Origin of the sequence: Streptomyces sp. NBC_00190 (assembly GCF_036203305.1) — a bacterium.
GTDB lineage: Bacteria > Actinomycetota > Actinomycetes > Streptomycetales > Streptomycetaceae > Streptomyces.
Genome location: NZ_CP108131.1, coordinates 5227660 through 5250980 on the forward strand (window position 1 = coordinate 5227660; position 23321 = coordinate 5250980).

The following is a 23321-nucleotide window of genomic DNA, read 5'->3' on the forward strand; positions in this document are numbered from 1 at the left end:
TCTGCCGGAGGCATGGCGAAGAGCCCTACCCTTTTACGGCGGGGCCCTTCGGCTGCCCCTCAGCAGCAGCGGAAGCCCTCGCGGGGGTCCGCCTCGCGCGCGTCCGTGCGGGCCCGCTCGAACTGCCGGCGGGTCAGGACCCGCGCGTCCGGGTCGTGGGAGCGGGCGTGGGCCACGTACCGGTCGTACGCCGCCTCCCCCGAGAACTCCCGTACGTAGAACCGGGCCCGCGCCAGCACGCCGCGCAGGCTCGTACGGCCGCTCGTGGAGCCGCTCATGAGGACAGGGGCTCCTTGGCCCGGCCGCCGCCCGAGTCCAGGCCGGCCAGGGCCAGCTCCGCCCTCTCCTCGGCGGTCGGGATCAGCCCGGCCGGAGCGATGATCTTCGACTCGGTCCACGGGACCTCGGCGAGCTTCACGGACTCCGGGCTGCTGACGGCCTTGAAGCAGGTCCGGGCCGCGTCCGCCAGCACGATGATGATGAGGATCGCGAACAGGGCCGACAGGGCGCCGTCCACCGTGGCGTTGGTGACCACGGTGTGCATGTCGTCCATGTTCTTGGCGGGCGGCAGGACCTTGCCCGCGTCGATCCCGGCCTGGTACTTGTCGCGCTGCGCGAAGAAGCCGACCTTCACGTCGTCGGAGAAGATCTTCTGGTAGCTCGCGGTGAGCGTGACCGCCACGTCCCACGCCAGCGGAACACCCGTCACCCAGGCCCACTTCAGCCGGCCGGACTTGACCAGCAGGGTGGTGCAGACGGCCAGGGCGACCGCCGCGAGCAGCTGGTTCGCGATCCCGAACAGCGGGAAGAGCTGGTTGATGCCGCCCAGCGGGTCCTTGATGCCGACCCAGAGGAAGTAGCCCCAGCCGAGGACGACGATGGCGCTCGCCAGCCAGACGCCCGGCTTCCAGCTGACGTCCTTGAAGGGCTTGTGCACGTTGCCGAGGGTGTCCTGGAGCATGAACCGGCCGACGCGGGTGCCCGCGTCGAGCGTGGTCAGGATGAACAGCGCCTCGAACATGATGGCGAAGTGGTACCAGAAGGCCTTCATCCCGGCGCCGCCGAGGACGGCCGAGAAGATCTCCGACATTCCGAGTGCGAAGGTCGGCGCGCCGCCCGTACGGGAGAGCAGGGTGGCCTCCTCCACGTCCTTCGCGGCCTGGGCGAGTGCGTCCGGGGAGATGGCGAAGCCGAAGTTGGTCACCGCCGTCGAGGCGGTCTCGACCGTGGTGCCGATGACTCCGGCGGGGGAGTTCACGGCGAAGAACAGACCGGGCTCGATGATGCAGGCCGCGATGATCGCCATGACCGCGACGAACGACTCGGTGAGCATCGCGCCGTAGCCGATGACCCGGACCTGGGTCTCCTTCTGGATCATCTTCGGCGTGGTGCCCGAGGCGACCAGCGAGTGGAAGCCGGACAGGGCCCCGCACGCGATGGTGATGAAGACGAAGGGGAACATCGAGCCGGCGAAGACGGGGCCGTCGCCGCGGGCCGCGAAGTCGGCGACCGCGGGCATCTTCAGGGTCGGCATCGCGATCACCACGCCCACGGCGAGCAGCGCGATCGTGCCGATCTTCATGAAGGTGGACAGGTAGTCGCGGGGCGCGAGGAGCATCCACACCGGCAGCACCGACGCGACGAAGCCGTACACCACCATCCAGATGACCAGCGTCTCCTTCTCCAGCGTGAAGGTGGAGGCGAAGGAGGACTCGGCGACCCAGCCGCCCGCGACGATGGCGAGCAGCAGCAGCGCGACGCCGATGACGGAGATCTCGGTGACCCGGCCCGGGCGCAGCACGCGCAGGTAGAAGCCCATGAAGAGGGCGATGGGGATGGTCATGCCGATGGAGAAGACGCCCCACGGGGAGTGCGCCAGCGCGTTGACGATGACGAGTGCGAGCACCGCCAGCAGGATGATCATGATGGCGAACACGGCGACGAGGGCGGCGGCACCGCCCACGGGGCCGATCTCGTCCCGGGCCATCTGGCCGAGCGAGCGCCCGTCGCGCCGGGTGGAGAAGAACAGCGTGACCATGTCCTGGACGGCGCCCGCGAAGATGACGCCCGCGACGATCCAGATGGTGCCCGGCAGATAGCCCATCTGGGCGGCGAGCACGGGGCCGACGAGCGGGCCGGCGCCGGCGACGGCCGCGAAGTGGTGGCCGAAGAGCACCCGCCGGTCGGTGGGGTGGAAGTCGACACCGTTGTCGAGGCGTTCGGCGGGGGTGGCCCGCGTCTTGTCCACCTTCAGCACGCGGTGCGCGATGAACCGGGAGTAGAAGCGGTAGCCGATCGCGTACGAGCCCAGGGCGGCGGCGAGCAGCCAGGCGGCCGAGATCTCCTCGCCGCGCGAGAGCGCGAGCACGGCCCAGCCGAGGGCGCCGATGAGGCCGACGAGTACCCACACGGCGATGGACTTCGGTGAAGGCGAGCCCGGAGCGCCGCCCGGACTCGCCGCGGCCCGTTCTGTACCAGTAGCTTGCGGTTCCGCCATGGCTCTCGTCCCCTCGTCGATCACTGCCCAAGCGCAGGGAATCTACGGGGGATTGCCCGGAGAACGTAAGACCCCGTCCGTATTCCGGTATGTGGGACCGAGTGCTAGACGGCGGGTCGCTTGAGCCTGGCCACGAACTTGTAGCGGTCGCCCCGGTACACCGACCGCACCCATTCGACCGGCTCGCCGTCCGCGTCCAGGGAGTGACGGGAGAGCATCAGCATCGGCAGTCCGACGTCGGTGCCGAGCAGGCCCGCCTCGCGCGGGGTGGCCAGCGAGGTCTCGATCGTCTCCTCGGCCTCCGCGAGGTGGACGTCGTACACCTCGGCGAGAGCGGTGTAGAGGGAGGTGTACTTGGCGAGCGAGCGGCGCAGGGCGGGGAACCGCTTGGCCGACAGGTGGGTGGTCTCGATGGCCATCGGCTCACCGCTGGCCAGCCGCAGGCGCTCGATGCGCAGGACTCGTCCGCCGGTGTTGATCTTGAGCAGTCCGGCGAGGGTGTCGTCGGCGGTCACGTAGCCGATGTCGAGGAGCTGGGAGGTCGGTTCCAGTCCCTGGGCGCGCATGTCCTCCGTGTACGAGGTCAGTTGGAGGGCCTGCGAGACCTTGGGCTTGGCGACGAAGGTCCCCTTGCCCTGGATCCGTTCCAGCCGTCCCTCGACGACGAGCTCCTGGAGGGCCTGGCGGACGGTGGTCCGCGAGGTGTCGAACTCGGCCGCGAGCGTGCGCTCCGGCGGCACCGGCGTGCCGGGTGGCAGCGTTTCGGTCATGTCGAGCAAGTGCCGCTTGAGTCGGTAGTACTTGGGTACGCGCGCCGTGCGGGTGGCCGCCCCGCCTTCCGGCTCCGTGGTCGCCCCTTCGGTGGCCATCGCCGCCCGCCTTCCCGACTCCAGTTTCGCTGCCGTCACCGGCTCCTCCGATATGTGCGGTCACATCGTGACACGTGTGGGGGGACAGGCCTTCTCTCTCCCCAGGTGTCGGTCCGATAACGGACCGAGCACCCGCTCATTAGACCCTTGACACCCCTAAAGGTCTAGGCCAAGCTCCAGCTACTGGTCTACACCAATATGGATCAGATCCCGGCCCCACGGGCAGTACTTGGTACGTATGTCACCGCGGCGGGCGAGGGAAGTTGCAGGCAGCATCCCTGAGGAGGGTGGCGTGAAGCGCAAGCTCATCGCGGCGGTCAGTGTCGCGGGCATGATGGCCGGAGTCGCGGCGTGCGGCAACGGCGGCGACGACAAGGGCACGACCGACGCGGGTGGCGCCAAGGAGATCACCGTCTGGGTGATGGACGGCTCCGCGCCGAAGGCCTGGATCGACGAGGTCAACAAGGAGTTCTCGGCCAAGCACCCCGGTGTCACGGTAAAGGTCGAAGAGCAGCAGTGGAAGGGCATCCAGGAGAAGGTCACCACGGCCCTCTCCGAGAACACCCCGCCGGACGTCCTCGAACTCGGCAACACCCAGACCGCCGGATACGCGGTCACCGGCGGCCTCGCCGACCTGACCAAGGACAAGGCCAAGCTCGGCGCCGACGCCTGGCAGAAGAGCATGCTCGCCTCGGCCGAGTACGAGGGCAAGCTCTACTCCGCTCCGTGGTACGCGGCCAACCGCGTCGTCGTGTACGACAAGAAGGCCTTCGCGAAGGCGGGCGTCACCCCGCCGACCACCCGTGACGAGTGGGTCGCCGGCCTCGAGAAGCTGAAGGCCGCGGACCCGTCCACGCAGCCGATCTACCTCCCCGGACAGAGCTGGTACGTCCTCGCGGGCTTCATCTGGGACGAGGGCGGCGACCTCGCCGTCAAGGACGGCGGCAAGTGGAAGGGCGGTCTCGGCACCCCCCAGGCCGCCTCCGCGATGGAGTTCTACAAGAAGCTCCAGGCCTACTCCACCGCCCCCAAGGACAAGGACGAGGCCACCCCGCAGCAGTCCACCGACATCGTTCCCAAGGGCGGCGTCGCCTCCTGGATCGGTCTCGGCTGGGAGGCAGGCGGCGCGGAGAAGGCCCTGAAGGACGCGGGCAAGGAGGCCGACTTCGGCTACTTCCCGATCCCGGGCAAGACCGCCGACAAGACCGGCACCGTCTTCCTCGGCGGCTCGAACCTCGCCGTCGCCGAGCGCTCCAAGAACAAGGAGCTCGCCAAGGAGTGGCTGGCCCTCGCCGCAGGCAAGGACCAGATGGCGAAGTACGCCGCCGAGACCAAGGGCGCGCTGCTCCCCAACCAGGCCGGCGCGAACTTCGCCCCCGCCGCGGGCTCCTTCGCCGAGGCCATGGGCAAGGCCGGCGTCAACGGCAAGATCACCCCGGTCACCCCGGGCTGGGCGAACGTCGAGACCGAGCCGAACCCCGTCAAGGAGTTCATGACCAAGGTCCTGAAGGGTGAGGACGCCGCCAAGGCGGGCGCGGACGCGGACAAGGAAATCGCGAGCCGCATCAACAAGTAGTCCCGCCCCGCAGTACCGGCACGACCCGCACTACCCAGCAGTGTGAACGCACCGGGGGGTGCGGCAGGCGCCCAGCCGCCTGCCGTGCCCCCGGTCGCGCATTTGACTCCACAGTCAACCGCGAGGAAGCCAGACATGACCGTGCACTCCCAGGGAGCGATGACCAGCGCTCCACAGGACGCACCACTGAAGTCCGCCGGGCGGCCCGAGGGGCCCGCCACCACGACCGGCCCCGGTCATACGTCTCCTCGCGGGGGCAGAAAGCCGCTCCCCTCGGGGTGGCTGCCCTACCTGCTGGTCGGGCCCGCCGTGCTCGCCCTCGCGACGCTCCTGCTGTACCCGCTGATCAAGAACGTGATCCTGTCCTTCCAGGACATCAACAAGATCGAGTTCATCCAGCGGAAGTACCCCTTCGCGGGACCGGACAACTACACCGAACTCCTTGGTGACGCGAACTTCTGGACCGTCGTCGTACGCAGCTTCGCCTTCACCCTGGCCAACGTCGTGCTGATCATGACGCTCGGCAGCCTCATCGGCATCCTGCTGAACAAGCTCGGCACGAAGATGCGCCTGGTCCTGTCGATGGCGCTGGTGATGGCCTGGGCCATGCCGATCGTCGCCTCGGTACAGGTCTTCAAGTGGCTGTTCGACGAGCAGTTCGGCGTCATGAACTGGGTCATGCGCACCGCCGGCTTCACCGGCTACGAACAGCACAACTGGATGGAGACCGGCCTCTCCACCCTCGTGATCGTCACGATCCTGGTCGTCTGGGGCTCCATCCCTTTCGTCGCCCTCAACATGTACGCCGGCCTCACCACGGTCGGCGCCGAGCTGTACGAGGCCGCCCGGATGGACGGGGCCAACGGCTGGCAGACCTTTTGGAAGATCGTCTTCCCGAACCTCAAGCCCTTCTTCCTCGTCACCACGTTCCTTGAGGTGATCTGGGTCTTCAAGGCCTTCACCCAGGTCTACGCGATGAACAAGGGCGGCCCCGACCGCGCCTCCGAGATCCTGCCGGTCTTCGCCTACGTCGAGGGCCAGAGCCAGGCCCACTACGGCCTCGCCGCAGCGATCTCCGTCCTGACGATCCTGATCCTCGTGATCGTCATGTCCTTCTACTTCCGCCTGATCCTGAAGCAGGAGGAGGAGCAGTGAGCACGACCACCGCCCCGAAGGCCGCCGCCCCCGAACCCGAGCAGAAGCTCCGCACGCGCCGGCCGGTCCGCCCCGGAGCCGTCGCCAAGAACCTCGGCGCGCTCCTGCTGGCCCTCGTCTTCGTCTTCCCCGTGTACTGGATGTTCTCCTCGGCGCTCAAGCCGTCCAGCGAGATCCTCACCAAGGACCCGGTCTTCGTCTTCACCCCGACGCTGGACAACTTCACCAAGGCCACCGGGGTCGCCAACTTCTGGACGTACGTCACCAACAGCGTCCTGGTCACCGTCGGAGCCGTCCTGCTGGCCCTGCTCGTTGCCCTCGCCGCGAGCTTCGCCATCGCCCGCATGAAGTTCAAGGGCCGCAAGGGCCTCGTCCTCGCCGTGATGATGGCCCAGATGGCCCCCTGGGAGGTCATGGTCATCGCGATGTACATGATCGCCCGCGACGCCGAGGTCCTGAACAGCCTCCCGCTGCTCACCGCGATCTACTTCGTGATGGTCCTCCCCTTCACCATCTGGACCCTCCGCGGCTTCATCGCCGCCGTCCCGGTGACGCTGGAGGAAGCCGCCCAGATCGACGGCTGCACCCGCGGCCAGGCCTTCCGCAAGGTGATCTTCCCCCTGCTGGCCCCCGGCCTGATGTCCACCTCGCTGTTCGGCTTCATCACCGCCTGGAACGAGTTCGCGATGGTCCTGATCCTGAACAAGGACAAGACCGCGCAGACCCTGCCGCTGTGGCTGACCGAGTTCCAGAGCGCGTTCGGCAACGACTGGGGCGCCACCATGGCCGCTTCCTCGCTGTTCGCGGTCCCGGTCCTGCTGATCTTCATCTTCCTCCAGCGCAAGGCCGTCGGCGGCATGACCGCCGGGGCCGTGAAGGGATAACGGCCCCATGACTGTCCTTGCGCACCGCCCCACCGCGTCCGATGCGAACGACGCCGTGACCAGGGACGCTCTCGCGGTTCTCCAGCCCGGCTTCGAAGGCACCACCGCCCCCGCCTGGCTGCTGCGCCAGGTCGGCGAAGGCCTCACCGCCGTCGGCCTGTTCGGCCGCAACATCACCTCGCCCGAGCAGCTCGCCGCGCTGACCGCGCAGCTGCGTACCGAGCGTGACGACGTCCTGGTCGCCATCGACGAGGAGGGCGGCGACGTCACCCGCCTGGAGGTCCGGGGCGGCTCGTCCTTCCCCGGCAACCTGGCCCTCGGCGCCGTCGACGACACCGCCCTGACCCGCGACGTCGCCCTCGAACTGGGCCGGCGCCTCGCCGAGTGCGGGGTCAACCTCAACTGGGCCCCGTCCGCGGACGTCAACTCCAACCCGGACAACCCGGTGATCGGCGTACGGTCCTTCGGCGCCGACACCGACCTGACGGCCCGGCACACGGCCGCGTACGTGGAAGGCCTCCAGGCCGCCGGCGTCGCCGCGTGCACCAAGCACTTCCCGGGCCACGGCGACACCAACGTCGACTCGCACCACGCGCTGCCGCGCATCGACGTGGACCTGGACACCCTCCAGGCCCGCGAGCTCGTCCCCTTCAGGGCGGCCATCGAGGCCGGCACCAAGGCCGTGATGAGCGCGCACATCCTGGTGCCCGCCCTCGACCCGACCCGACCGGCCACCCTCAGCCCGCAGATCCTGACCGGGCTGCTGCGCAAGGAACTCGGCTACGAGGGCCTGATCGTCACCGACGGCATGGAGATGAACGCCATCGCCGGGACGTACGGGATCGAGCGCGGCTCGGTCCTGGCCATCGCGGCCGGCGCCGACGCGATCTGCGTCGGCGGCGGACTCGCCGACGAGGCGACCGTGCTCCGGCTGCGTGACGCGCTGGTCGCGGCCGTCCGCGAGGGCGCGCTCCCCGAGGAGCGGCTCGCCGAGGCGGCCGCCCGGGTCCGCGCGCTGGCCGCGTGGACCCGCCGGGCCGTGCCGGATGCGCGGCCGGAGGAGGGGAGCCGCGCATCCGGCATCGGCCTGACGGCCGCCCGCCGGGCACTGATGATCACCGGCCCGGTCACCCCGCTGTCCGCCCCGTACGTAGCCACGCTCGCGCCCGTCGCGAACATCGCGGTGGGGGACGAGACCCCGTGGGGGGTGGCCGCGGAACTGGGCTCGCTGCTCCCGGGCACGGAGGCGGGCGTCTACCCGGAGGGCGCCTCGGCCGGGGACATCCTGGCGGCGGCGGGGGACCGTACCGTCGTCGCGGTGGTCCGTGACGCGCACCGGCACCCGTGGATGACGCGGGCCCTGGACGCGCTGGTCGCGGCGCGTCCGGACACGGTGGTGGTCGAGATGGGCCTCCCGCGGGCGCAGCCGCGCGGTGCCCTGCACATCGCGACGCACGGCGCCTCGCGCGTCTGCGGCCGCGCCGCCGCCGAGGTCATCGCGGGGGCGTGAACCCGCACTGAGCCGGAGCCGGGCACCCGTCACAGGGGTGGTGCCCGGCTTCGTCGCGTACCGCGCCCGGCACCGGAACGTACGGAGGGCCGGACCGCCCCTCAGGGGGAGTCCGGCCCTCCGGCGGCGGCGGGTACGGCTACAGGCCCTGCCAGGCGGGCTTTTCCGCGTACGTGTGCCGGAAGTAGTCGGCCAGCTTCAGCTTCGACGCGGCGGCCTCGTCCGCGACGACGGTCGCGTGCGGGTGCAGCTGCAGCGCGGAGGCCGGGACCAGCGCCGACAGCGGACCCTCCACGGTCTGCGCGACGGCCTCGGCCTTGCCCTCGCCCGTGGCCAGCAGGACCAGGTGGCGGGCGTCGAGGATGGTGCCGATGCCCTGGGTGATGACGTGGTGCGGCACCTGGTCGATGTCGTTGTCGAAGAAGCGCGCGTTGTCCACGCGGGTCTGCTCCGTCAGTGTCTTGATCCGGGTGCGGGAGGCCAGCGAGGAGCAGGGCTCGTTGAAGCCGATGTGGCCGTCCGTGCCGATGCCCAGCAGCTGGAGGTCGACGCCGCCCGCCGCGGCCAGGGCCTGGTCGTAGGCCGCGCACGCGGCGACGATGTCCGCCGCCGAGCCGTCGGGGCCCATGAAGGAGGCCTCGGACAGGCCGAGCGGCTCGACCACCTCGCGCAGTACGACGGCGCGGTAGGACTCCGGGTGCCCGGCCGGCAGGCCCACGTACTCGTCGAGTTGGCATATCCGTGCCTTGGAGGCGTCGACCCGCCCCGCCCTGACCTTGGCGGCGAGGGCTTCGTAGACGGGCAGCGGGGTAGAGCCGGTCGCCACGCCGAGCAGGGCATCGGGCTTGCGGCGGACCAGGGCGGCCATGGCCTCCGCGATGAGCTCGCCGCCAGCCTTGGCGTCCGGGACGATGACAACTTCCACGCGGGGCCTGCCGATCTGGAGTGGTGGTGGTATAGACCAATCTAGCAGAGGTGGCCGCCTGTGGCGGGGGTCCCGCCCACATCCATCGTGGTCCGGATCCCGGCGCCCGGCCTCCCGGGTACCGGGATCCGCCGCCGGCGCCGGCTAAGCGTCGCTTAGATCACGCTTAGACCAGCGAGAGCTGGAGGCCGCCCGTGGCGTCCAGGTGCTGGCCCGTCACCCAGCGGGAGTCCGGCGAGGCCAGGAAGGCCACCACGTCCGCGACCTCCTCCGCCGTGCCGACCCGGTGGAACACCGAGCGCGAGGCCAGGTGGGCCCGGGTCCCGGGGTCCGCGAGCAGCTCCGCGTTCAGGTCGGTCGCGGTGATGCCGGGCGCCACCGAGTTCACCGTGATCCCGCGCGGGGCCAGCTCGGCGGCCAGCGACCGGGTCAGCGCGTTCGCCGCGCCCTTCGCCATGACCGTGGCCAGGATCGCGGGCAGGGCGATGTCCGGGGTGCCGGTCACGTTCACGATCCTGCCCCCGTCCCGCAGCCGGGCCAGTCCGTGCTGGATCACGAAGAACGGCGCCTTGGCGTTGAGCGCGTGGGCCCGGTCGTACGTCTCCTCGTCCGTGTCCGAGATTCCGGCGAAGGTCGCGGCGCCCGCGTTGTTCACCAGGATGTCCACGCCGTCGGTGTGCATCGGGTGGGCCTCGTACGCCGCCCACAGGGCCCGGGCGTCGCCCGGGACCCCGAGCTCGGCCCCGATGGCGAAGGCCCGTCCCCCGGCCGCCCCGATCGTGGCCACGGTCTCCTTCGCCGCGGCCTCGCTCCGCCCGTAGTGCACGGCGACCAGCGCCCCGTCGCGCGCCAGCCGCTCCGCCACGGCCCGGCCGATACCCCGGCTGCCGCCCGTGACCAGCGCCGTCTTCCCCTTGAGCACGCCCATGACGCGCCCCCCTTCAGCATTTGCTAGTGGTCGCTACAGAAAGGAACGTATCAGATTCCATAGCGCCCGCTATAGAATCCGGGCATGGTGACCGGACAGCGTGGCAGACCCCGCTCCTTCGACCGCGACGCCGCCCTGGACAAGGCCATGCTCGCCTTCTGGGAGCGCGGCTACGAGGCGACCTCCATCGCCGACCTGACCGCCTCGCTGGGCATCGGCGCGCCCAGCCTGTACGCGGCCTTCGGGGACAAGCGCAAGCTCTTCGACGAGGTCGTCATGGTGTACGGGGGCCGCTACGCGGACTTCGCGGGCGTGGCGCTGGCCGAGGAGCCCACCGCCCGGGCGGCCGTCGGCCGCATCCTGCGCGAGGCTGCCGAGATCTACACCGACCCGGCCCACCCGCCGGGCTGCCTGGTGATCAGCGCGGCGGTCAACACCGCCTCGGACGAGGTGGCCGAGGCCCTGCGCGAGCGACGCAACGCCAGCCTGGAGCTTTTCGAGAGCCGGATCCGGGCCGACATGGCGACCGGCGTGCTGCCCGCCGACACGGACGCGCGGGCGCTGGCCCGGTACGCCGGTGCCGTGCTTCAGGGGATGTCCCAGCAGTCGCGCGACGGGGCGAGCCGGGAGGAGCTGGAGGCGGTCGCGGAGCGGGCCCTGTTGGCCTGGCCCGCGTAGACCGGGGACCGCGCCGGACCGGAGCCGCGTGGCCCCGTCCCCCGAATAGGCCTGGGAAATGAAAAAGGCCCCGGAAATTCCTCTGGGCCACGGTGCCTGACGGGACCCTCAGCCCGCCCGGCACCGTAGCCCGGAGTACTTACGGCCGGCGGGTGTGCGGTTCCCGCGGCCGGTGGGAGGTGCCGGCGCAGTCAGGGCAGAGTGCGCGGCTTACCTCGATCCGTCCTCCTGTGCGGGGAGGGCGGAAGCTTCAGGCAATTGTGGACTAGACCATTCTCTTCTGTCCATCCAATGGCGGGCCCTGGAATCCCGTCACTTCATCCAACAGTACGCGGCCTTCGGGCCTTCTGGATACTCCTGAGTATTCCCGTGGGGAAAGTCATGCCGCGTACCCGGGGTACGCTCGCCACGTGCCCTCCATGAACGACCTCGTACGCCAGCACACCGCTCTCAGTGAAACCGAACTGGAGTGGCTCCACCTGCTGGTCTCGGAGTGGCAGCTGCTCTCCGACCTCTCCTTCGCGGACCTCGTGCTGTGGGTGCCCACCCTCGACGGCACCCGGTACGTCTCGGTCGCTCAGATGCGCCCGAACACCGGTCCCACGTCGTACCAGGACGACATGGTCGGCCACCTGGTTCCGCGAGGCCGCCGCCCGCTGCTCGACGCCGCGCTCGACGAGGGCCGGATCGTGCGCGAGGGCGACCCGGAGTGGCGCGAGGAGGTGCCGGTGCGCGTCGAGTCGATCCCCGTGCGCCGCGAGGGCCGGGTCCTGGGCGTGATCGCCCGGAACACCAACCTGCTCACTGTGCGTACACCGAGCCGGCTGGAGCTCACCTACCTCCAGTCCGCCTCCGACCTCGCTCAGATGATCGCGGCGGGCTCCTTCCCGTACCCCGGCCAGCAGGTCGACATGGACGCCTCCCCGCGCGTCGGGGACGGCCTCATCCGGCTCGACGCCGAGGGCGTGGTCACCTACGCGTCCCCGAACGCGCTCTCCGCCTACCACCGGCTCGGCCTCGCCTCCGACCTCGTCGGCCAGCACCTGGGCAACACCACCGCCGAACTCGCCCCCTCCCGCGGCCCGGTGGACGAGGCCCTGGTCAAACTCGCCAGCGGCTGGGCCCCCCGGGAGACCGAGGTCGAGGGCAACAGCGGGGTCATCCAGCTGCGCGCCATCCCGCTCAAGCCGAAGGGGATCCGGATCGGCTCCCTGGTGCTCTGCCGTGACGTCACCGAGCTGCGCCGTCGCGAACGCGAACTGATCACCAAGGACGCCACCATCCGGGAGATCCACCACCGGGTGAAAAACAACCTCCAGACCGTGGCCGCGCTGCTCAGGCTCCAGGCCAGGCGGATGGATTCGGAGACCGGCCGCGAGGCGCTCAACGAGGCCGTGCGCCGCGTCGGTTCGATCGCGATCGTGCACGAGACGCTGTCTCAGAACCTTGACGAGCGGGTCGAGTTCGACGAGATCGCCGACCGGGTCATCGCGATGGTCTCGGAGATCTCGCCGGGCAAGGTCGCCTGCCGGCGTGCCGGCCGGTTCGGGATCCTGGACGCCGAGGTCGCCACCCCGCTGTCGATGGTGCTGACCGAGATCCTGCAGAACGCCCTGGAGCACGCCTTCGCACAGGGGGAGCGGGGCACCGTGGAGGTCTCCGCGATCCGCTCCGGCACCGGCCGCAAGGACGGCCGGCTGCTGATCACCGTCCTTGACGACGGCCGCGGTCTGCCCGAGGGCTTCGACCCCCAGCGGGCCGGCAACCTCGGGCTGCAGATCGTACGGACCCTCGTGGAGGGCGAGCTCGGCGGCACCTTCGACATGCTCCGGGCGGAGCCGCGCGGCACCAAGGTCGTACTCGACATCCCGTCCAGCCCGCAGAAGTAGCGGCGAAGTCGTCACTCGGTGTGACGACTTCGATTCGGGCGCTGCCCGGACAGCACTGAGCCCCGGACCGAAGGGTTCTCGGTCCGGGGCTCAAGAGCACGTTGCTGAGCGCTTATACGGTTCTACGCGCTGCGCGTCGAGGCTCGAAAGTCGTTGTCAGGCGCTGGCGTTGCGCGCCCGGTTGCGAGCGGCGCGGCGCTTCATCGCGCGGCGCTCGTCCTCGCTGAGACCGCCCCACACGCCGGAGTCCTGACCGGACTCGAGCGCCCACTGCAGGCACTGCTCCATGACGGGGCAGCGGCGGCATACGGCCTTGGCTTCCTCGATCTGCAGCAGCGCAGGACCGGTGTTGCCGATGGGGAAGAACAGCTCGGGGTCTTCCTCACGACAAACGGCGTTGTGACGCCAGTCCATGGCTGCTACCTCTCTTGTGTGACATGCACGTTGCTTGTGAATGTGAACGCTTTCACGAATCCCCCCGTGAGGGAAGGGCCGACGCCCAGTCGCCTGGTGCGGTCCGAAGATGCGTGGTGGGGTTCTGGCGGCTGTGTGGGTGCCGGTTCTGCGGGCTGTCCCGATCGCCATGTAGAGATTCGCAAACCTCGGACGGGGATACAACCCCTTCCGGAAAGTTTTTTTTGATTCGTCGGTGTCTACTAGGTCACAGCCCTACATCCTGGGGGTGGACCAGCGTGTAAACGTTCGAGTGAAAGGACTTTGGGTCCTTCCACTCACACAATCACACGCAGTGCCCGGCGTACGCCTGTGAACCGAACGCTGGTGCGCAGACCGAGGTGGTCTCCGTCCATCTGGAACGGAAGCGGCACCTTCGAATGCAAGGTGAAGTCCGTCAGATCGTGCAGAGACACCGCATGCTTGCCGTGCGGCCCCCGCTCAGGAGTCGAGGTCAGGAGCTGTGTCGCGTAGCGCGCGACCGCCGGAGTTGACAAACGATTGAGGGCCAATACGTCAAGTGCGGTATCGAACGACGCCTCCGGGGAGGCGTAAAGCGGACGATTGCCCAGATACGTCCACGGCGAGGTGTTGCAGACTATCGACAGCACCAGGTCCGTCACCGGATCCGCGCCGGGGCGCTCCAGCGTGACCGTCCCGTGTCGGCGGTTCGGTTCCTCCAGGAACTGCCGCATCAGCTGTCGTACATACAGGGCGTGCGTCGAACGCTTGCCGCGCTCGCGCTGCTGTTCGACCCGCCCCACCACGCCCGCGTCGAAACCGAAGCCCGCGCAGAAGGTGAACCAGCGGGCCGGGACGGACTCGTCCTCCGTGCCCGGGGCGCCGGCCGCCAGGCCCAGCCCCACCGTCCGCTCCCGCTGCTCGCGCAGTGCGTCGAGCAGGGCGCCGGTCGCCTCGACCGCGTCGTTGGGCAGGCCGAGGGCGCGGGCGAACACATTGGTGGAGCCGCCGGGCACCACCGCCAGCCGGGGCCGCCGCTCCGGATCGGGCCCGTCGTGCAGCAGTCCGTTGACCACCTCGTTGACCGTGCCGTCGCCGCCCAGGGCCACGACGAGGTCGAGCCCCTCGTGCGCGGCCTTGCGTCCCAGGTCACGGGCGTGGCCGCGGTACTCGGTGGTCACCGCCTCCAGCTTCATCTCGCTGGCCAGGGCGTGGGTCAGGACGTCACGCGTGCGCGCGCTGGTGGTCGTCGCTGCTGGGTTGGCCACGAGAAGTGCACGCATGAGCGCCAGACTACCCACCCCTTCGGACGCGGACCCTACTGCCCGTCCCCTCCGGCCTGCGGGGCCCGCGGCTACCCTGCTGGGGTGAGCAAGAAGCAGCCCCCGAAAGCCGCCGTCCCCGCCGCCACCCCCGCCGCCGGGCCCGCCGTCCTGCCCGGCCGGCTGACCGCCGCCGCCGTGCTGACGGCCCTGGAGGGTCTGGCGCTGGCAGGCCTGGGTGTCTACATGCTGTTCGTGGGCATCGCCGGCGACCCCGACTCCCCGCAGCAGGCCGAGACGGGAGGCATCACGCTGCTCGCGCTCGCCGCGCTGCCGCTGGTCGCGGCCCGCGGGCTGCGCCTGGGCCGCCGCTGGAGCCGCGGCCCGGCCCTGATCACCCAGCTGATGGCGCTGCCGGTGGCCTGGACCCTGTACTCCACGGGCGGCGCGATGATCGCCGCCGCCGTGGTCCTGGCCGCGACCGCGGTGGCCGTCGTGGCCCTGCTGGTGAACCCGACGGCGACCGTGGCCCTCGGAATCGGGCCTCGCGAAGAGACCCGATAACCGCTGCCGCTGTTACTCCCCGGCTCCTCGCCTACTCCTCGACGAGGAGTTTCTCGCGGAGCTGGGCCAGGGTGCGGGCCAGCAGGCGCGAGACGTGCATCTGGGAGATGCCGACCTCCTGGGCGATCTGCGACTGGGTCATGTTGCCGAAGAACCGCAGCAGCAGGATCCGCTTCTCCCGCGGAGGCAGCCCCTCCAGCAGCGGCTTGAGGGATTCGCGGTACTCGACGCCCTCCAGGGCTTCGTCCTCCGCGCCCAGGGTGTCCGCGACCGCCGGCGACTCGTCGTCGGTGTCCGGGACGTCCAGCGAAAGCGTGCTGTAGGCATTGGCTGATTCCAGCCCCTCCAGCACCTCCTCCTCGGAGATCCCGAGCCGTTCCGCCAGCTCGTGCACCGTGGGGGAGCGGCCGTGCTGCTGGGACAGCTCGGCCGTGGCCGTCGTCAGCGAGAGCCGCAGCTCCTGCAGGCGCCGGGGTACGCGTACCGCCCAGCCCTTGTCACGGAAGTGGCGCTTGATCTCGCCGACCACCGTGGGCGTGGCGTACGTGGAGAACTCGACCCCGCGGTCCGGGTCGAACCGGTCCACCGACTTGATCAGGCCGATCGTCGCGACCTGCGTCAGGTCGTCGAGCGGTTCGCCGCGGTTGCGGAAGCGCCGCGCCAGGTGCTCGACCAGCGGCAGGTGCATCCGTACGAGCCGGTTGCGCAGCTCCGCCTTCTCCGCCGAGCCGTCGGGCAGCGCCCGCAGCTCGATGAACAGGGCCCGCGCGCCACTGCGGTCGCGCGGATCCGGCAGCGCCTGCGCCACCGGGAAGATCGGAGCCGCCAGGGGCTCCGCCGGTGCCACCGGAACCGCCGGGGTCTGGGGTGGCTGTGGTTGGTCGTGCTGGTTCTCGCTCATAGGGCCCGCCCGTCGCTCCGCCGAGTCCAAAAAGCCGTCTTCCGCATCCGCGTCAGCCGGGTGCGGCCGGGCGTGCTGCTGCTCCGGGATGCCGCCGTCGACCTCGTGCCGTACCCGGGGCCGATCCCCGCCCCGCACCGGGATCTCCCCGCCGCTCACGCCGGGCCTGGTCCCGCGCCGCGCTGTTTGTAGAGACTGATGCTCACCGTCCGGTCCTCCTCGACCGTCGACTCGACCTTGCCGGCCAGGGCCGACAGTACGGTCCAGGCGAACGTGTCGCGCTCCGGCGCACGTCCGTCCGTGGTCGGCGCCGAGACGGTCACCTCCAGCGAATCGTCCACCAGCCGGAAGACGCAGCTGAGGACGGAGCCCGGCACGGCCTGCTGGAGCAGGATCGCGCAGGCTTCGTCCACCGCGATGCGGAGGTCCTCGATCTCGTCGAGAGTGAAGTCCAAACGTGCCGCGAGGCCGGCCGTGGCCGTCCGCAGCACCGACAGGTAGGCACCCGCAGCGGGCAGCCGGACTTCCACGAAGTCCTGGGTCCCGGGCTCGCCTGCGATCTGGGACACCCTCACCTCCAAGGTGGTACGAGCTGTGTTCGCCGGTGACGCTATCGCGATCCGGGCAATCGTGTCGCGGCACCCCTCGTGGCGCCCGCTGGGGGCACCCCTTCCCACGGCCAGTGACTGATGGTAAGCCCATGGGTACGCACAGTGGCTAGGGGTCTGCGGGCCCAAATCTGGGGAACCGGCGGAGGGTTGACCTACCCCGCTTCAGACGATCGAACCGTCGACAAAACACCACCGCCACATCTCGCCCGGTTCGAAGCTCCGCATCACCGGATGGCCGGTCTGCTCGTGGTGCGCGGTGGCGTGCCGGTGGGGCGAGGAGTCGCAGCAGGCCACGCGTCCGCACTCCAGGCACATCCGCAGCTGCACGGGGTGGCTGCCGATCGCCAGACATTCGGGGCAGGTCAGGTCAGACGGGGCGGGCTCGGGGCGCGGCAGTTCGGCAACGTGGGTGCACTCGCTCATGATTGCCAGCGTACGGCCAGGGTGCGGGTGCGCGATGGCTCCGACGGGCGGGGAGGGGATCTTCGATGGAGGTATTGCAGCTGGTGGCGCTGGTCGCGGGGAGCGCGGCCGTCGCGGGCGTGGCCCGCCGGACCCCGGTGCCGGCGCCGCTGCTGCTGGTGGCCGCCGGGCTCGTCGCCGCGTACCTGCCGGGGGTGCCCCCGTACACCCTCGACCCGCACATCGTCCTGCCGCTGCTGCTCCCGCCGCTCCTGCACACGGCCGCCGTCGACAGCTCGTACCTGGACCTGCGGTCGAACATCCGGCCCATCGCGCTGCTGTCGGTGGGCTACGTGCTCTTCGCGACGATCGCCGTCGGGTACACGGCGTACCTCCTGGTGCCGGGCCTGTCGCTGCCGGTCGCGCTGGTGCTGGGCGCGGTGATCGCGCCGCCGGACGCGGTCGCGGCGACCGCGATCGCCCGCAAGCTCGGGCTGCCGAACCGGATCACCACGATCCTGCAGGGCGAGTCCCTGGTGAACGACGCCACGGCCATCACCGCGTACAAGGTGGCCCTGGCGGCGGCTGTCGGGGTGAGCGCCGGCTGGGCGGGCGGGATCGCGGAGTTCCTGCTGGCGTCCGTGGGCGGGATCGGCGTGGGCCTGCTGCTGATGGTCCCGATCCACCAGCTGCGCAAGCGGCTGAAGGAGCCGCTGCTCCAGAACACCCTTTCGCTGCTGATCCCCTTCGTGGCGTACGCGGCGGCCGAGCGTGTGCACGCCTCCGGGGTGCTCGCCGTGGTCGTGGTGGCGCTGTACATCGGGCACCGCAACTGGCAGGTCGACTTCGCCACCCGGCTGCAGGAGGAGGCGGTGTGGAAGGTGATCGCCTTCGTGCTGGAGTCGGTGGTCTTCGCGCTGATCGGCCTGCAGCTGCCGGTGGTCCTCAAGGGGCTCGGGGAGTACGAGGGCCTGCACGCGGCCTGGTACGCGGTCGTGGTGTTCGTCGCGGTGGTGGTGGCCCGGTTCCTGTGGGTGTTCCCGGCGACCTTCGTGCCGCGGTGGGTGTCGGAGCGGATCCGGGAGCGGGAGCCGGAGACCAACTGGAAGGCCCCGGTGATCGTGGGCTGGGCCGGGATGCGGGGCGTGGTCTCGCTGGCCATCGCCTTCTCCGTGCCGATGCCGGTGCCGCACCGGAACCTGATCCTGTTCCTCACCTTCACGACGGTCATCGGGACGCTGGTGGTGCAGGGGCTGACGCTGCCGCCGCTGATCAGGCTGCTGAGGCTGCCGCCGCGCGATGCGCAGGCCGAGACGCTGGCGGAGGCGCAGGCGCAGAGCGAAGCCTCGCGGGCGGCGGAGGAACGGCTCGCGGAGCTGCTGGAGGAACCGGAGAACAGCACGCTGCCGCCGCCGCTGGCGGACCGGCTGCGGACGGTGCTGGAGCGCCGGCGCAACGCGGTGTGGGAGCGGCTGGGCGAGGTCAACCCGGTGACGGGGGAGTCGGCGGACGACATCTACCGGCGCCTCGCGCGGGAGATGATCGAGGCGGAGCGGGAGGTCTTCGTCGCGCTGCGGGACCGGCGGCGGATCGACGACGAGATGCTGCGGGCGCTGCTGCGCCGCCTGGACCTGGAGGAAGCGGCGGCGTACCGGGAGGAGGCGGGCTGATCCCGTCCCCCGCACGGGGGAGCGGGATGGGACCGGGGGCCGACGCGCCGGGCCGCGCCGGACCCGAGGCTCGACCCATGACACCGAACTCTCCGAACTCTTCGGCCGCGTGCGGATTCTGGGCCGCCGGTACGAGCACCCTCGCGCTCGGCGCCGGCCTGCTGGGGGCGGGTCCGCCGCCGCTCGCCTGGGGGCTGGCCGGGGCGGCCGCCGTGGCCGGGGCGGGGCTGGCCGTGCGGCGGCGGGCGGTGCTGTGGGCGGCCTGCGGGCTGTCCGCGGCTGCGGGGTTCGGCCTGCTGATGGACGTGGTGGGACTGCTGTTCGCGCAGGGGGTCGACGACGGGGCGGCGGCGGTACTGCACGCGCTCGGCCTGCTGGGCGCGGTGCTGCTCGCGGGCGCCGCACGACCCCGTGGGACCGGGCCCGTGGTGGCGCCGCAGCCCTCCGCGGCCTCCCGCCGGGCGCACCTCGCCGCGTGCGCGGGAGCGCTGGCCTTCGTTCCGTACGTGGCGATGAAGCTGACGTGGGCGCTGGGCGGCACCTTCGCGGGGATCAGCGGCGCGGAGATGCTGGCGGCCTCCGAGCGCAACGGGGCGTCCGGACTCTGGCTCACCCTGGAGCGCTGGGGGCTGGACGGCACGGTGCTGCTGGCCGCGCTCGGGGTCTTCCTGCTCTTCGGCCTGGTCGGGTCGTGGGGGCAGGTCTTCCCGCGGTGGACCCTCGCGCTGCGCGGCCGCCGGGTGCCGCGCTGGCTGCCGCTCGGGCCCGCCCTGATCGGCGTGGGCACGCTGGTGCCCTACGGCCTGTTCGGCGTCGGCTATCTGACGCTGGCTTCGGCCGGGGTGGTGAGCGTCCGTGCCGGTGACTTCCACTCCCCGGCGGACGCGGTGCTGGTCGGCTGGATCGGCTTCTCGGCCTTCGCCGGATACGGGCTGGCCCTGCTGGTGGCGACGCGGTCGTACTGGCTGCGCACGCGCTCGGTCACGGCCGGCCCGTGACCACGGCGGCCAGGGTGGTGCCGCGCGGGAAGGTGCCGGAGGCGGTGAGCTCGGCCAGGGCCCAGAGGAGTTTGGCCACGTAGATCCGCTCGACCGGGAGGCCGTGGCGGGCCTCGAAGTCGGCGGCGAAGGCGTCCAGCGCGGCCGGGACGCGGGCGTAGCCGCCGTGGTGGAAGCCCTCGGCCAGGGCCCAGCCGCCGGCCGGGCCGCCGAAGGCCTGGTGCTGGAGGGAACGTATCTCCGCGTCCAGGAACCCGCCCGCCAGGACCGGCACGCCGAGCGCCTGCTGGCCGGGGTCGAGCCCTGCGGCCAGGCCCGCCAGGGTGCCGCCCGTCCCGCAGGCCACCGCGACCACGTCGGCCCGCCCGCGCAGCTCCCGGCCCAGCTCGGCGCAGCCCGCGAGGGCGAGGACGTTGCTGCCGCCTTCCGGGACGACGTACGCCTCCTGCGCACCGGCCCCGTCCAGCAGGCGGGCCAGCGTCCGCGGCTCGGCCTTGAGGCGGTAGTCGGCCCGGGACACGAAGTGCAGCCGCATGCCGTCCGCCGCGCACCGGACGAGGGAGTCGTTGAGCGGCCGCCCGGCCAGCTCGTCGCCGCGCACGACGCCGACCGTCCGCAGCCCGAGCAGCCGCCCGGCGGCAGCCGTGGCCCGCAGGTGGTTGGAGTAGGCCCCGCCGAAGGTGGCCAGCGTGTCGTGCCCGGCGGCCACGGCGGCCCGCAGGTTCGGCGCGAGCTTGCGCCACTTGTTCCCGGGAAGCTCCGGGTGCACCAGGTCGTCCCGCTTGAGCAGCAGCCGCACGCCGTGCGCGGCGAACCGGTCGTCGCGGACCTCTTGCAAGGGGGACGGCGGGCGCGGCTGCAGGAGCACGTCAAGGTTCGCGGGGCGGTTCACCCACCCATTGTGGGCCGCTCCTGCCCGTGCCATCGCACGTCAGAGCCCCGCCCACACCATTCGGGTGGTGTGAACGGGGCCGGAGCCGACGCGCTGGACTGTCCCGATCGCCGTCGCCCGGCGGGCCGGGGCCTATGCCTCGCGGGTGACGCGCGCGTGATCCGTGAACACCCGCCTGAACAGGTCGTGCCCCGTCCGCCCGGCGTGGCGCAGCGCCCAGTCCTGCGCGTCCGCCTGCTCGTGTGGGCGCTGCCCGGCGGAGGGATGGACCTGGGCGACTCGCTGCCCGGCACGGCCGTCCGTGAGGTCAAGGAGGAGACCGGGCTCGACGTGGAGATCACGGGACTGGTCGGCACGTACACGGACCCCCGGCACATCATCGAGTACACCGACGGCGAGGTCAGGCGGCAGTTCAACGTCTGCTTCACGGCCAGTATCACGGGCGGAGAACTGTCGCTCTCCGACGAGAGCACGGAACTGCGGTTCGTGGCACCGGCAGACCTCGACGGGCTGCCCATGCACCACACCCAACGACTGCGCCTCCAACACTTCTTGGAGCACCGTCCCGCGCCGTACCTCGGCTAACCACGCGCTGCCGGCCGGGCGCAGCCGTCGTAGCCGCGCTCCGCCGCCTCGCGCGGGGCTGGGGAGGCGGAGCGCGGGCCGGGCTACTTGAGGCGTTCGGCCACGCGTTCGCGCAGGGACTTCATCGTGAAGCCCTTGGGGTCGATCTTGCCCGGCTGCCATTCGAGGTGGCCGATCACCGAGGGGGCCGTCCAGCCGTGGACCCGGCAGACGGCCGCCGCCGCGCGGGTGATCGCGTCGAGCTGGACCGCCGGCCAGGGGTCCTTGCCGTCGCCGAGGTTCTCGCACTCGAAGCCGTAGAAGTGGCGGTTGCCGTCGGTGGTCGCCTCGTTGTCGGGCGGGAGCCGCTTCTCCGCGATCACCGCCGCCAGGACGTCGGGGTCCCCGGCGCCCGCGTGGTTGGCGCGGCCGTAGCCGACCAGGTGGACGCGGCCGTCCTTGGCGATCACGCCGTGGCAGAGCGGGCCCGGCAGGGCGGAGTAGCCGTCGCGGCAGAGCTGGACGGTGTACGGGGTGCCGTGCGTGACGGTGTGGTGGATCATCACCCCGTGCACCGGCCCCCAGGGGCCCTTGTGGTTGCGGTTGTGGGTGCGCCAGGCGCCGACCTCGACGACGGTCAGACCCTCGTGCCGCAATGCGCTGATGAATCGGTCCGCGGACATGGGTGCGGCCATGGCCGCCTCCTTTACAGTGCGTGACGGACACGTTATGTGTGTGTCTCGTTACACTCCGGTTTAGCGGAGGCGGCTCTTCCGGGGCTAGGGCGTTATCCGGCCAGCTGTCAGGCGGATGCCAGCCACAGGTCCGGGCCGAACACCTCGTAGTGGATGTCGGAGGCGGGCACGCCCCTGGCGATCAGCTGCTCGCGCACGGACCGCATGAAGGGGAGCGGCCCGCACAGGTAGGCCTGGGTGCCGGGGGCGACCGGGACCGCCGAGAGGTCGATCAAGCCCTCGCCGTCGCCCGGCTCCGCCGCTTCCTCGTACCAGAACCGGGCCGAGGCGTCGGCCAGCTTGTGCGTCAGGGCCCGGTGGTCGGCCCGCAGCGGGTGGTCGGCCGGGGAGCGGTCGGCGTGCAGGACGGTCACCGGGGCGGCGTGCCCGGTGTCGGCCAGGTGCTCCAGCATCGAGAGCATCGGGGTGCAGCCGATGCCGGCCGAGGCGAGCAGCACCGGGGCGGCGGAGTCCCGCAGGACCAGGTCGCCGTAGGGCGCCGAGACCCTCAGGATGTCGCCGACGTGGACCCGGGCGTGCAGGTGGTTGGAGACCTCGCCGTCCGGTCCGGCCGCGGCCGGACCGTGGACCCGCTTGACCGTGATCGCGCGGACCGGGGAGCCGGGGGCGGTGGAGAGGCTGTACTGGCGGATCTGCCGGGCGCCGTCCGGGAGTTCGACCTGGACCGAGACGTACTGGCCGGGCAGGTACGCCGGAGCCGGGGCGCCGTCGGCCGGGGCGATGCGGAAGGTGGTGCAGTCGGCGGTCTCCTCCGTCCGGCCGGTGACCGTCCACTCGCGCCACACGTCTCCGGCGACGACCCGCTGCTCGGCGTACAGGCGCTCCTCGATGGCGATGAGGGCGCCCGCCATCAGCCAGTAGACCTCGTCCCAGGCGGCCGCGACCTCGGGGGTGACGGCCTCGCCGAGGATCTCGGCGATCGCCTCGAAGAGGTGCCGGTGGACGACCTGGTACTGCTCGCGGGTGACGCCGAGGGAGGCGTGCTTGTGGGCTATGCGGCCCAGCATCACGTCGGGGCGGGTGTCCGGCCGGGCGACGAGGCGGGTGGCGAAGGCGGCGATGGATCCGGCGAGGGCCTGCTTCTGGAGGCCGACGTTCTGGTTGCCCCGGTTGAAGAGGTCGCGCAGGAGTTCCGGGTGGGCCGCGAACAGCTTCGTGTAGAAGAGCTCCGTGATGTCGCCGATCGCAGCACCCACGGCGGGCAGGGTGGCTCGTACGGTCGCGGTGGACTTCTCGGACAGCATCAGGTCTCCTCGTTAATTGGCATTTAACATGCGTATTATTGGGCAGGGTCGGCCGCCCATTGAAGGGCGGACTTCTGTTCGAACTTTCCGTCCGGGTCAGGCTAGGCGGGCCCGGGACGGGTGCGTATCGGCC

The 23321-nt window shown here is 71.1% G+C and carries 23 protein-coding genes and 1 pseudogene; 10 read left to right on the forward strand and 14 right to left on the reverse strand.

Features of this window, described 5'->3' with window-relative positions; genetic code table 11:
- Positions 1–59: 59 nt before the first annotated feature.
- From OG429_RS25375 to OG429_RS25385, 3 genes are all read right to left on the reverse strand, one after another.
- A complete protein-coding gene (locus tag OG429_RS25375; protein WP_328927563.1) occupies positions 60–278 on the reverse strand; it encodes a YbdD/YjiX family protein in 219 nt (72 codons plus the stop codon).
- Positions 275–2497 carry a carbon starvation CstA family protein gene (locus OG429_RS25380; protein ID WP_328927564.1) on the reverse strand — a complete coding sequence of 741 codons (2223 nt, stop codon included), beginning with the start codon at positions 2495–2497 and terminating at the stop codon, positions 275–277. The genes OG429_RS25375 and OG429_RS25380 overlap by 4 nt, the downstream gene beginning before the upstream one ends.
- Positions 2498–2601: 104 nt before the next feature.
- On the reverse strand, positions 2602–3366 hold the full coding sequence (locus tag OG429_RS25385; RefSeq protein ID WP_328930413.1) for a GntR family transcriptional regulator: 765 nt from the start codon (positions 3364–3366) through the stop codon (positions 2602–2604).
- Positions 3367–3658: 292 nt separating this feature from the next.
- Here OG429_RS25385 and OG429_RS25390 point away from each other — a divergent pair, with 292 nt between their 5' ends.
- The 4 genes from OG429_RS25390 (at position 3659) to OG429_RS25405 (ending at position 8491) form a co-directional block, all read left to right on the forward strand.
- On the forward strand, positions 3659–4942 hold the full coding sequence (locus OG429_RS25390; protein WP_328927565.1) for an extracellular solute-binding protein: 1284 nt from the start codon (positions 3659–3661) through the stop codon (positions 4940–4942).
- Between the two features lie 135 nt (positions 4943–5077).
- Positions 5078–6097 carry a carbohydrate ABC transporter permease gene (locus OG429_RS25395; RefSeq protein ID WP_328927566.1) on the forward strand — a complete coding sequence of 340 codons (1020 nt, stop codon included), beginning with the start codon at positions 5078–5080 and terminating at the stop codon, positions 6095–6097.
- The gene (locus OG429_RS25400) at positions 6094–6981 is read left to right on the forward strand and encodes a carbohydrate ABC transporter permease (protein ID WP_405678592.1); all 888 of its coding nucleotides are present in this window, start codon (positions 6094–6096) and stop codon (positions 6979–6981) included. The genes OG429_RS25395 and OG429_RS25400 overlap by 4 nt, the downstream gene beginning before the upstream one ends.
- Positions 6982–6988: 7 nt before the next feature.
- Complete coding sequence (locus tag OG429_RS25405) at positions 6989–8491, forward strand: glycoside hydrolase family 3 protein (protein WP_328927567.1); 1503 nt, start codon at positions 6989–6991, stop codon at positions 8489–8491.
- 139 nt (positions 8492–8630) lie between these two features.
- On the opposite strand, the gene nagB is transcribed toward OG429_RS25405, so the two are convergent.
- Together nagB and OG429_RS25415 are read right to left on the reverse strand one after the other, a co-directional pair.
- Positions 8631–9416, reverse strand: a complete 786-nt coding sequence (nagB, locus tag OG429_RS25410; protein ID WP_328927568.1) for a glucosamine-6-phosphate deaminase — start codon at positions 9414–9416, stop codon at positions 8631–8633.
- A gap of 166 nt (positions 9417–9582) precedes the next feature.
- On the reverse strand, positions 9583–10344 hold the full coding sequence (locus OG429_RS25415) for an SDR family oxidoreductase (RefSeq protein ID WP_328927569.1): 762 nt from the start codon (positions 10342–10344) through the stop codon (positions 9583–9585).
- An 84-nt stretch (positions 10345–10428) separates the two neighbouring features.
- Between OG429_RS25415 and OG429_RS25420 the strand changes: the two genes are divergently transcribed.
- Entirely contained in the window at positions 10429–11022 is a 594-nt protein-coding gene (locus OG429_RS25420; protein ID WP_328927570.1) for a TetR/AcrR family transcriptional regulator, read from the forward strand.
- Between the two features lie 419 nt (positions 11023–11441).
- Positions 11442–12911 (forward strand): sensor histidine kinase, encoded by a 1470-nt coding sequence (locus OG429_RS25425; RefSeq protein ID WP_328930415.1) that lies wholly within the window; start codon positions 11442–11444, stop codon positions 12909–12911.
- Between the two features lie 156 nt (positions 12912–13067).
- On the opposite strand, the gene OG429_RS25430 is transcribed toward OG429_RS25425, so the two are convergent.
- Positions 13068–13325: a WhiB family transcriptional regulator gene (locus OG429_RS25430; RefSeq protein ID WP_003953983.1), complete on the reverse strand. Its 258-nt coding sequence runs from the start codon at positions 13323–13325 to the stop codon at positions 13068–13070.
- 317 nt (positions 13326–13642) lie between these two features.
- Positions 13643–14608: a diacylglycerol/lipid kinase family protein gene (locus tag OG429_RS25435; RefSeq protein ID WP_328927571.1), complete on the reverse strand. Its 966-nt coding sequence runs from the start codon at positions 14606–14608 to the stop codon at positions 13643–13645.
- Positions 14609–14692: 84 nt separating this feature from the next.
- On the opposite strand from OG429_RS25435, the gene OG429_RS25440 reads away from it, so the two are divergent.
- Positions 14693–15151 carry a hypothetical protein gene (locus tag OG429_RS25440; protein ID WP_328927572.1) on the forward strand — a complete coding sequence of 153 codons (459 nt, stop codon included), beginning with the start codon at positions 14693–14695 and terminating at the stop codon, positions 15149–15151.
- 31 nt (positions 15152–15182) lie between these two features.
- On the opposite strand, the gene OG429_RS25445 is transcribed toward OG429_RS25440, so the two are convergent.
- The 3 genes from OG429_RS25445 to OG429_RS25455 form a co-directional block, all read right to left on the reverse strand.
- Positions 15183–16196: an RNA polymerase sigma factor SigF gene (locus tag OG429_RS25445; RefSeq protein ID WP_405681362.1), complete on the reverse strand. Its 1014-nt coding sequence runs from the start codon at positions 16194–16196 to the stop codon at positions 15183–15185.
- 11 nt (positions 16197–16207) lie between these two features.
- Positions 16208–16621, reverse strand: a complete 414-nt coding sequence (locus tag OG429_RS25450) for an anti-sigma regulatory factor (protein ID WP_030153599.1) — start codon at positions 16619–16621, stop codon at positions 16208–16210.
- A 204-nt stretch (positions 16622–16825) separates the two neighbouring features.
- A complete protein-coding gene (locus OG429_RS25455; RefSeq protein ID WP_328927574.1) occupies positions 16826–17086 on the reverse strand; it encodes a UBP-type zinc finger domain-containing protein in 261 nt (86 codons plus the stop codon).
- A gap of 65 nt (positions 17087–17151) precedes the next feature.
- Between OG429_RS25455 and OG429_RS25460 the strand changes: the two genes are divergently transcribed.
- Complete coding sequence (locus tag OG429_RS25460) at positions 17152–18735, forward strand: Na+/H+ antiporter (RefSeq protein ID WP_328927575.1); 1584 nt, start codon at positions 17152–17154, stop codon at positions 18733–18735.
- 77 nt (positions 18736–18812) lie between these two features.
- Positions 18813–19733, forward strand: a complete 921-nt coding sequence (locus tag OG429_RS25465; RefSeq protein WP_328927576.1) for a hypothetical protein — start codon at positions 18813–18815, stop codon at positions 19731–19733.
- On the opposite strand, the gene OG429_RS25470 is transcribed toward OG429_RS25465, so the two are convergent.
- Together OG429_RS25470 and OG429_RS41490 are read right to left on the reverse strand one after the other, a co-directional pair.
- Positions 19717–20625, reverse strand: a complete 909-nt coding sequence (locus OG429_RS25470) for a 1-aminocyclopropane-1-carboxylate deaminase/D-cysteine desulfhydrase (RefSeq protein WP_328927577.1) — start codon at positions 20623–20625, stop codon at positions 19717–19719. The genes OG429_RS25465 and OG429_RS25470 overlap by 17 nt on opposite strands.
- Before the next feature lie 132 nt (positions 20626–20757).
- Positions 20758–20838: a hypothetical protein gene (locus OG429_RS41490; RefSeq protein ID WP_443051315.1), complete on the reverse strand. Its 81-nt coding sequence runs from the start codon at positions 20836–20838 to the stop codon at positions 20758–20760.
- 27 nt (positions 20839–20865) lie between these two features.
- Between OG429_RS41490 and OG429_RS25475 the strand changes: the two are divergent.
- Positions 20866–21210 (forward strand): annotated as a pseudogene (locus tag OG429_RS25475) (NUDIX hydrolase); the annotation flags it as partial.
- A gap of 83 nt (positions 21211–21293) precedes the next feature.
- Here the strand turns inward: OG429_RS25475 and OG429_RS25480 are convergent.
- Both OG429_RS25480 and OG429_RS25485 read right to left on the reverse strand, forming a co-directional pair.
- Positions 21294–21884 carry an N-acetylmuramoyl-L-alanine amidase gene (locus OG429_RS25480; RefSeq protein WP_328927578.1) on the reverse strand — a complete coding sequence of 197 codons (591 nt, stop codon included), beginning with the start codon at positions 21882–21884 and terminating at the stop codon, positions 21294–21296.
- Positions 21885–21991: 107 nt separating this feature from the next.
- A complete protein-coding gene (locus OG429_RS25485) occupies positions 21992–23188 on the reverse strand; it encodes a globin domain-containing protein (protein WP_328927579.1) in 1197 nt (398 codons plus the stop codon).
- Between the last annotated feature and the right edge of the window lie 133 nt (positions 23189–23321).

What these genes read in the sequence shown, in the direction of transcription:
- OG429_RS25375 (WP_328927563.1), bottom strand. Translation starts at nt 278, where the DNA reads ATGAGCGGCTCCACGAGCGGCCGTACGAGCCTGCGCGGCGTGCTGGCG.
- OG429_RS25380 (WP_328927564.1), bottom strand. Translation starts at nt 2,497, where the DNA reads ATGGCGGAACCGCAAGCTACTGGTACAGAACGGGCCGCGGCGAGTCCG.
- OG429_RS25385 (WP_328930413.1), bottom strand. Translation starts at nt 3,366, where the DNA reads ATGGCCACCGAAGGGGCGACCACGGAGCCGGAAGGCGGGGCGGCCACC.
- OG429_RS25395 (WP_328927566.1), top strand. Translation starts at nt 5,078, where the DNA reads ATGACCGTGCACTCCCAGGGAGCGATGACCAGCGCTCCACAGGACGCA.
- OG429_RS25405 (WP_328927567.1), top strand. Translation starts at nt 6,989, where the DNA reads ATGACTGTCCTTGCGCACCGCCCCACCGCGTCCGATGCGAACGACGCC.
- OG429_RS25415 (WP_328927569.1), bottom strand. Translation starts at nt 10,344, where the DNA reads ATGGGCGTGCTCAAGGGGAAGACGGCGCTGGTCACGGGCGGCAGCCGG.
- OG429_RS25420 (WP_328927570.1), top strand. Translation starts at nt 10,429, where the DNA reads ATGGTGACCGGACAGCGTGGCAGACCCCGCTCCTTCGACCGCGACGCC.
- OG429_RS25425 (WP_328930415.1), top strand. Translation starts at nt 11,442, where the DNA reads ATGAACGACCTCGTACGCCAGCACACCGCTCTCAGTGAAACCGAACTG.
- OG429_RS25430 (WP_003953983.1), bottom strand. Translation starts at nt 13,325, where the DNA reads ATGGACTGGCGTCACAACGCCGTTTGTCGTGAGGAAGACCCCGAGCTG.
- OG429_RS25435 (WP_328927571.1), bottom strand. Translation starts at nt 14,608, where the DNA reads ATGCGTGCACTTCTCGTGGCCAACCCAGCAGCGACGACCACCAGCGCG.
- OG429_RS25455 (WP_328927574.1), bottom strand. Translation starts at nt 17,086, where the DNA reads ATGAGCGAGTGCACCCACGTTGCCGAACTGCCGCGCCCCGAGCCCGCC.
- OG429_RS25460 (WP_328927575.1), top strand. Translation starts at nt 17,152, where the DNA reads ATGGAGGTATTGCAGCTGGTGGCGCTGGTCGCGGGGAGCGCGGCCGTC.
- OG429_RS25465 (WP_328927576.1), top strand. Translation starts at nt 18,813, where the DNA reads ATGACACCGAACTCTCCGAACTCTTCGGCCGCGTGCGGATTCTGGGCC.
- OG429_RS25480 (WP_328927578.1), bottom strand. Translation starts at nt 21,884, where the DNA reads ATGGCCGCACCCATGTCCGCGGACCGATTCATCAGCGCATTGCGGCAC.
- OG429_RS25485 (WP_328927579.1), bottom strand. Translation starts at nt 23,188, where the DNA reads ATGCTGTCCGAGAAGTCCACCGCGACCGTACGAGCCACCCTGCCCGCC.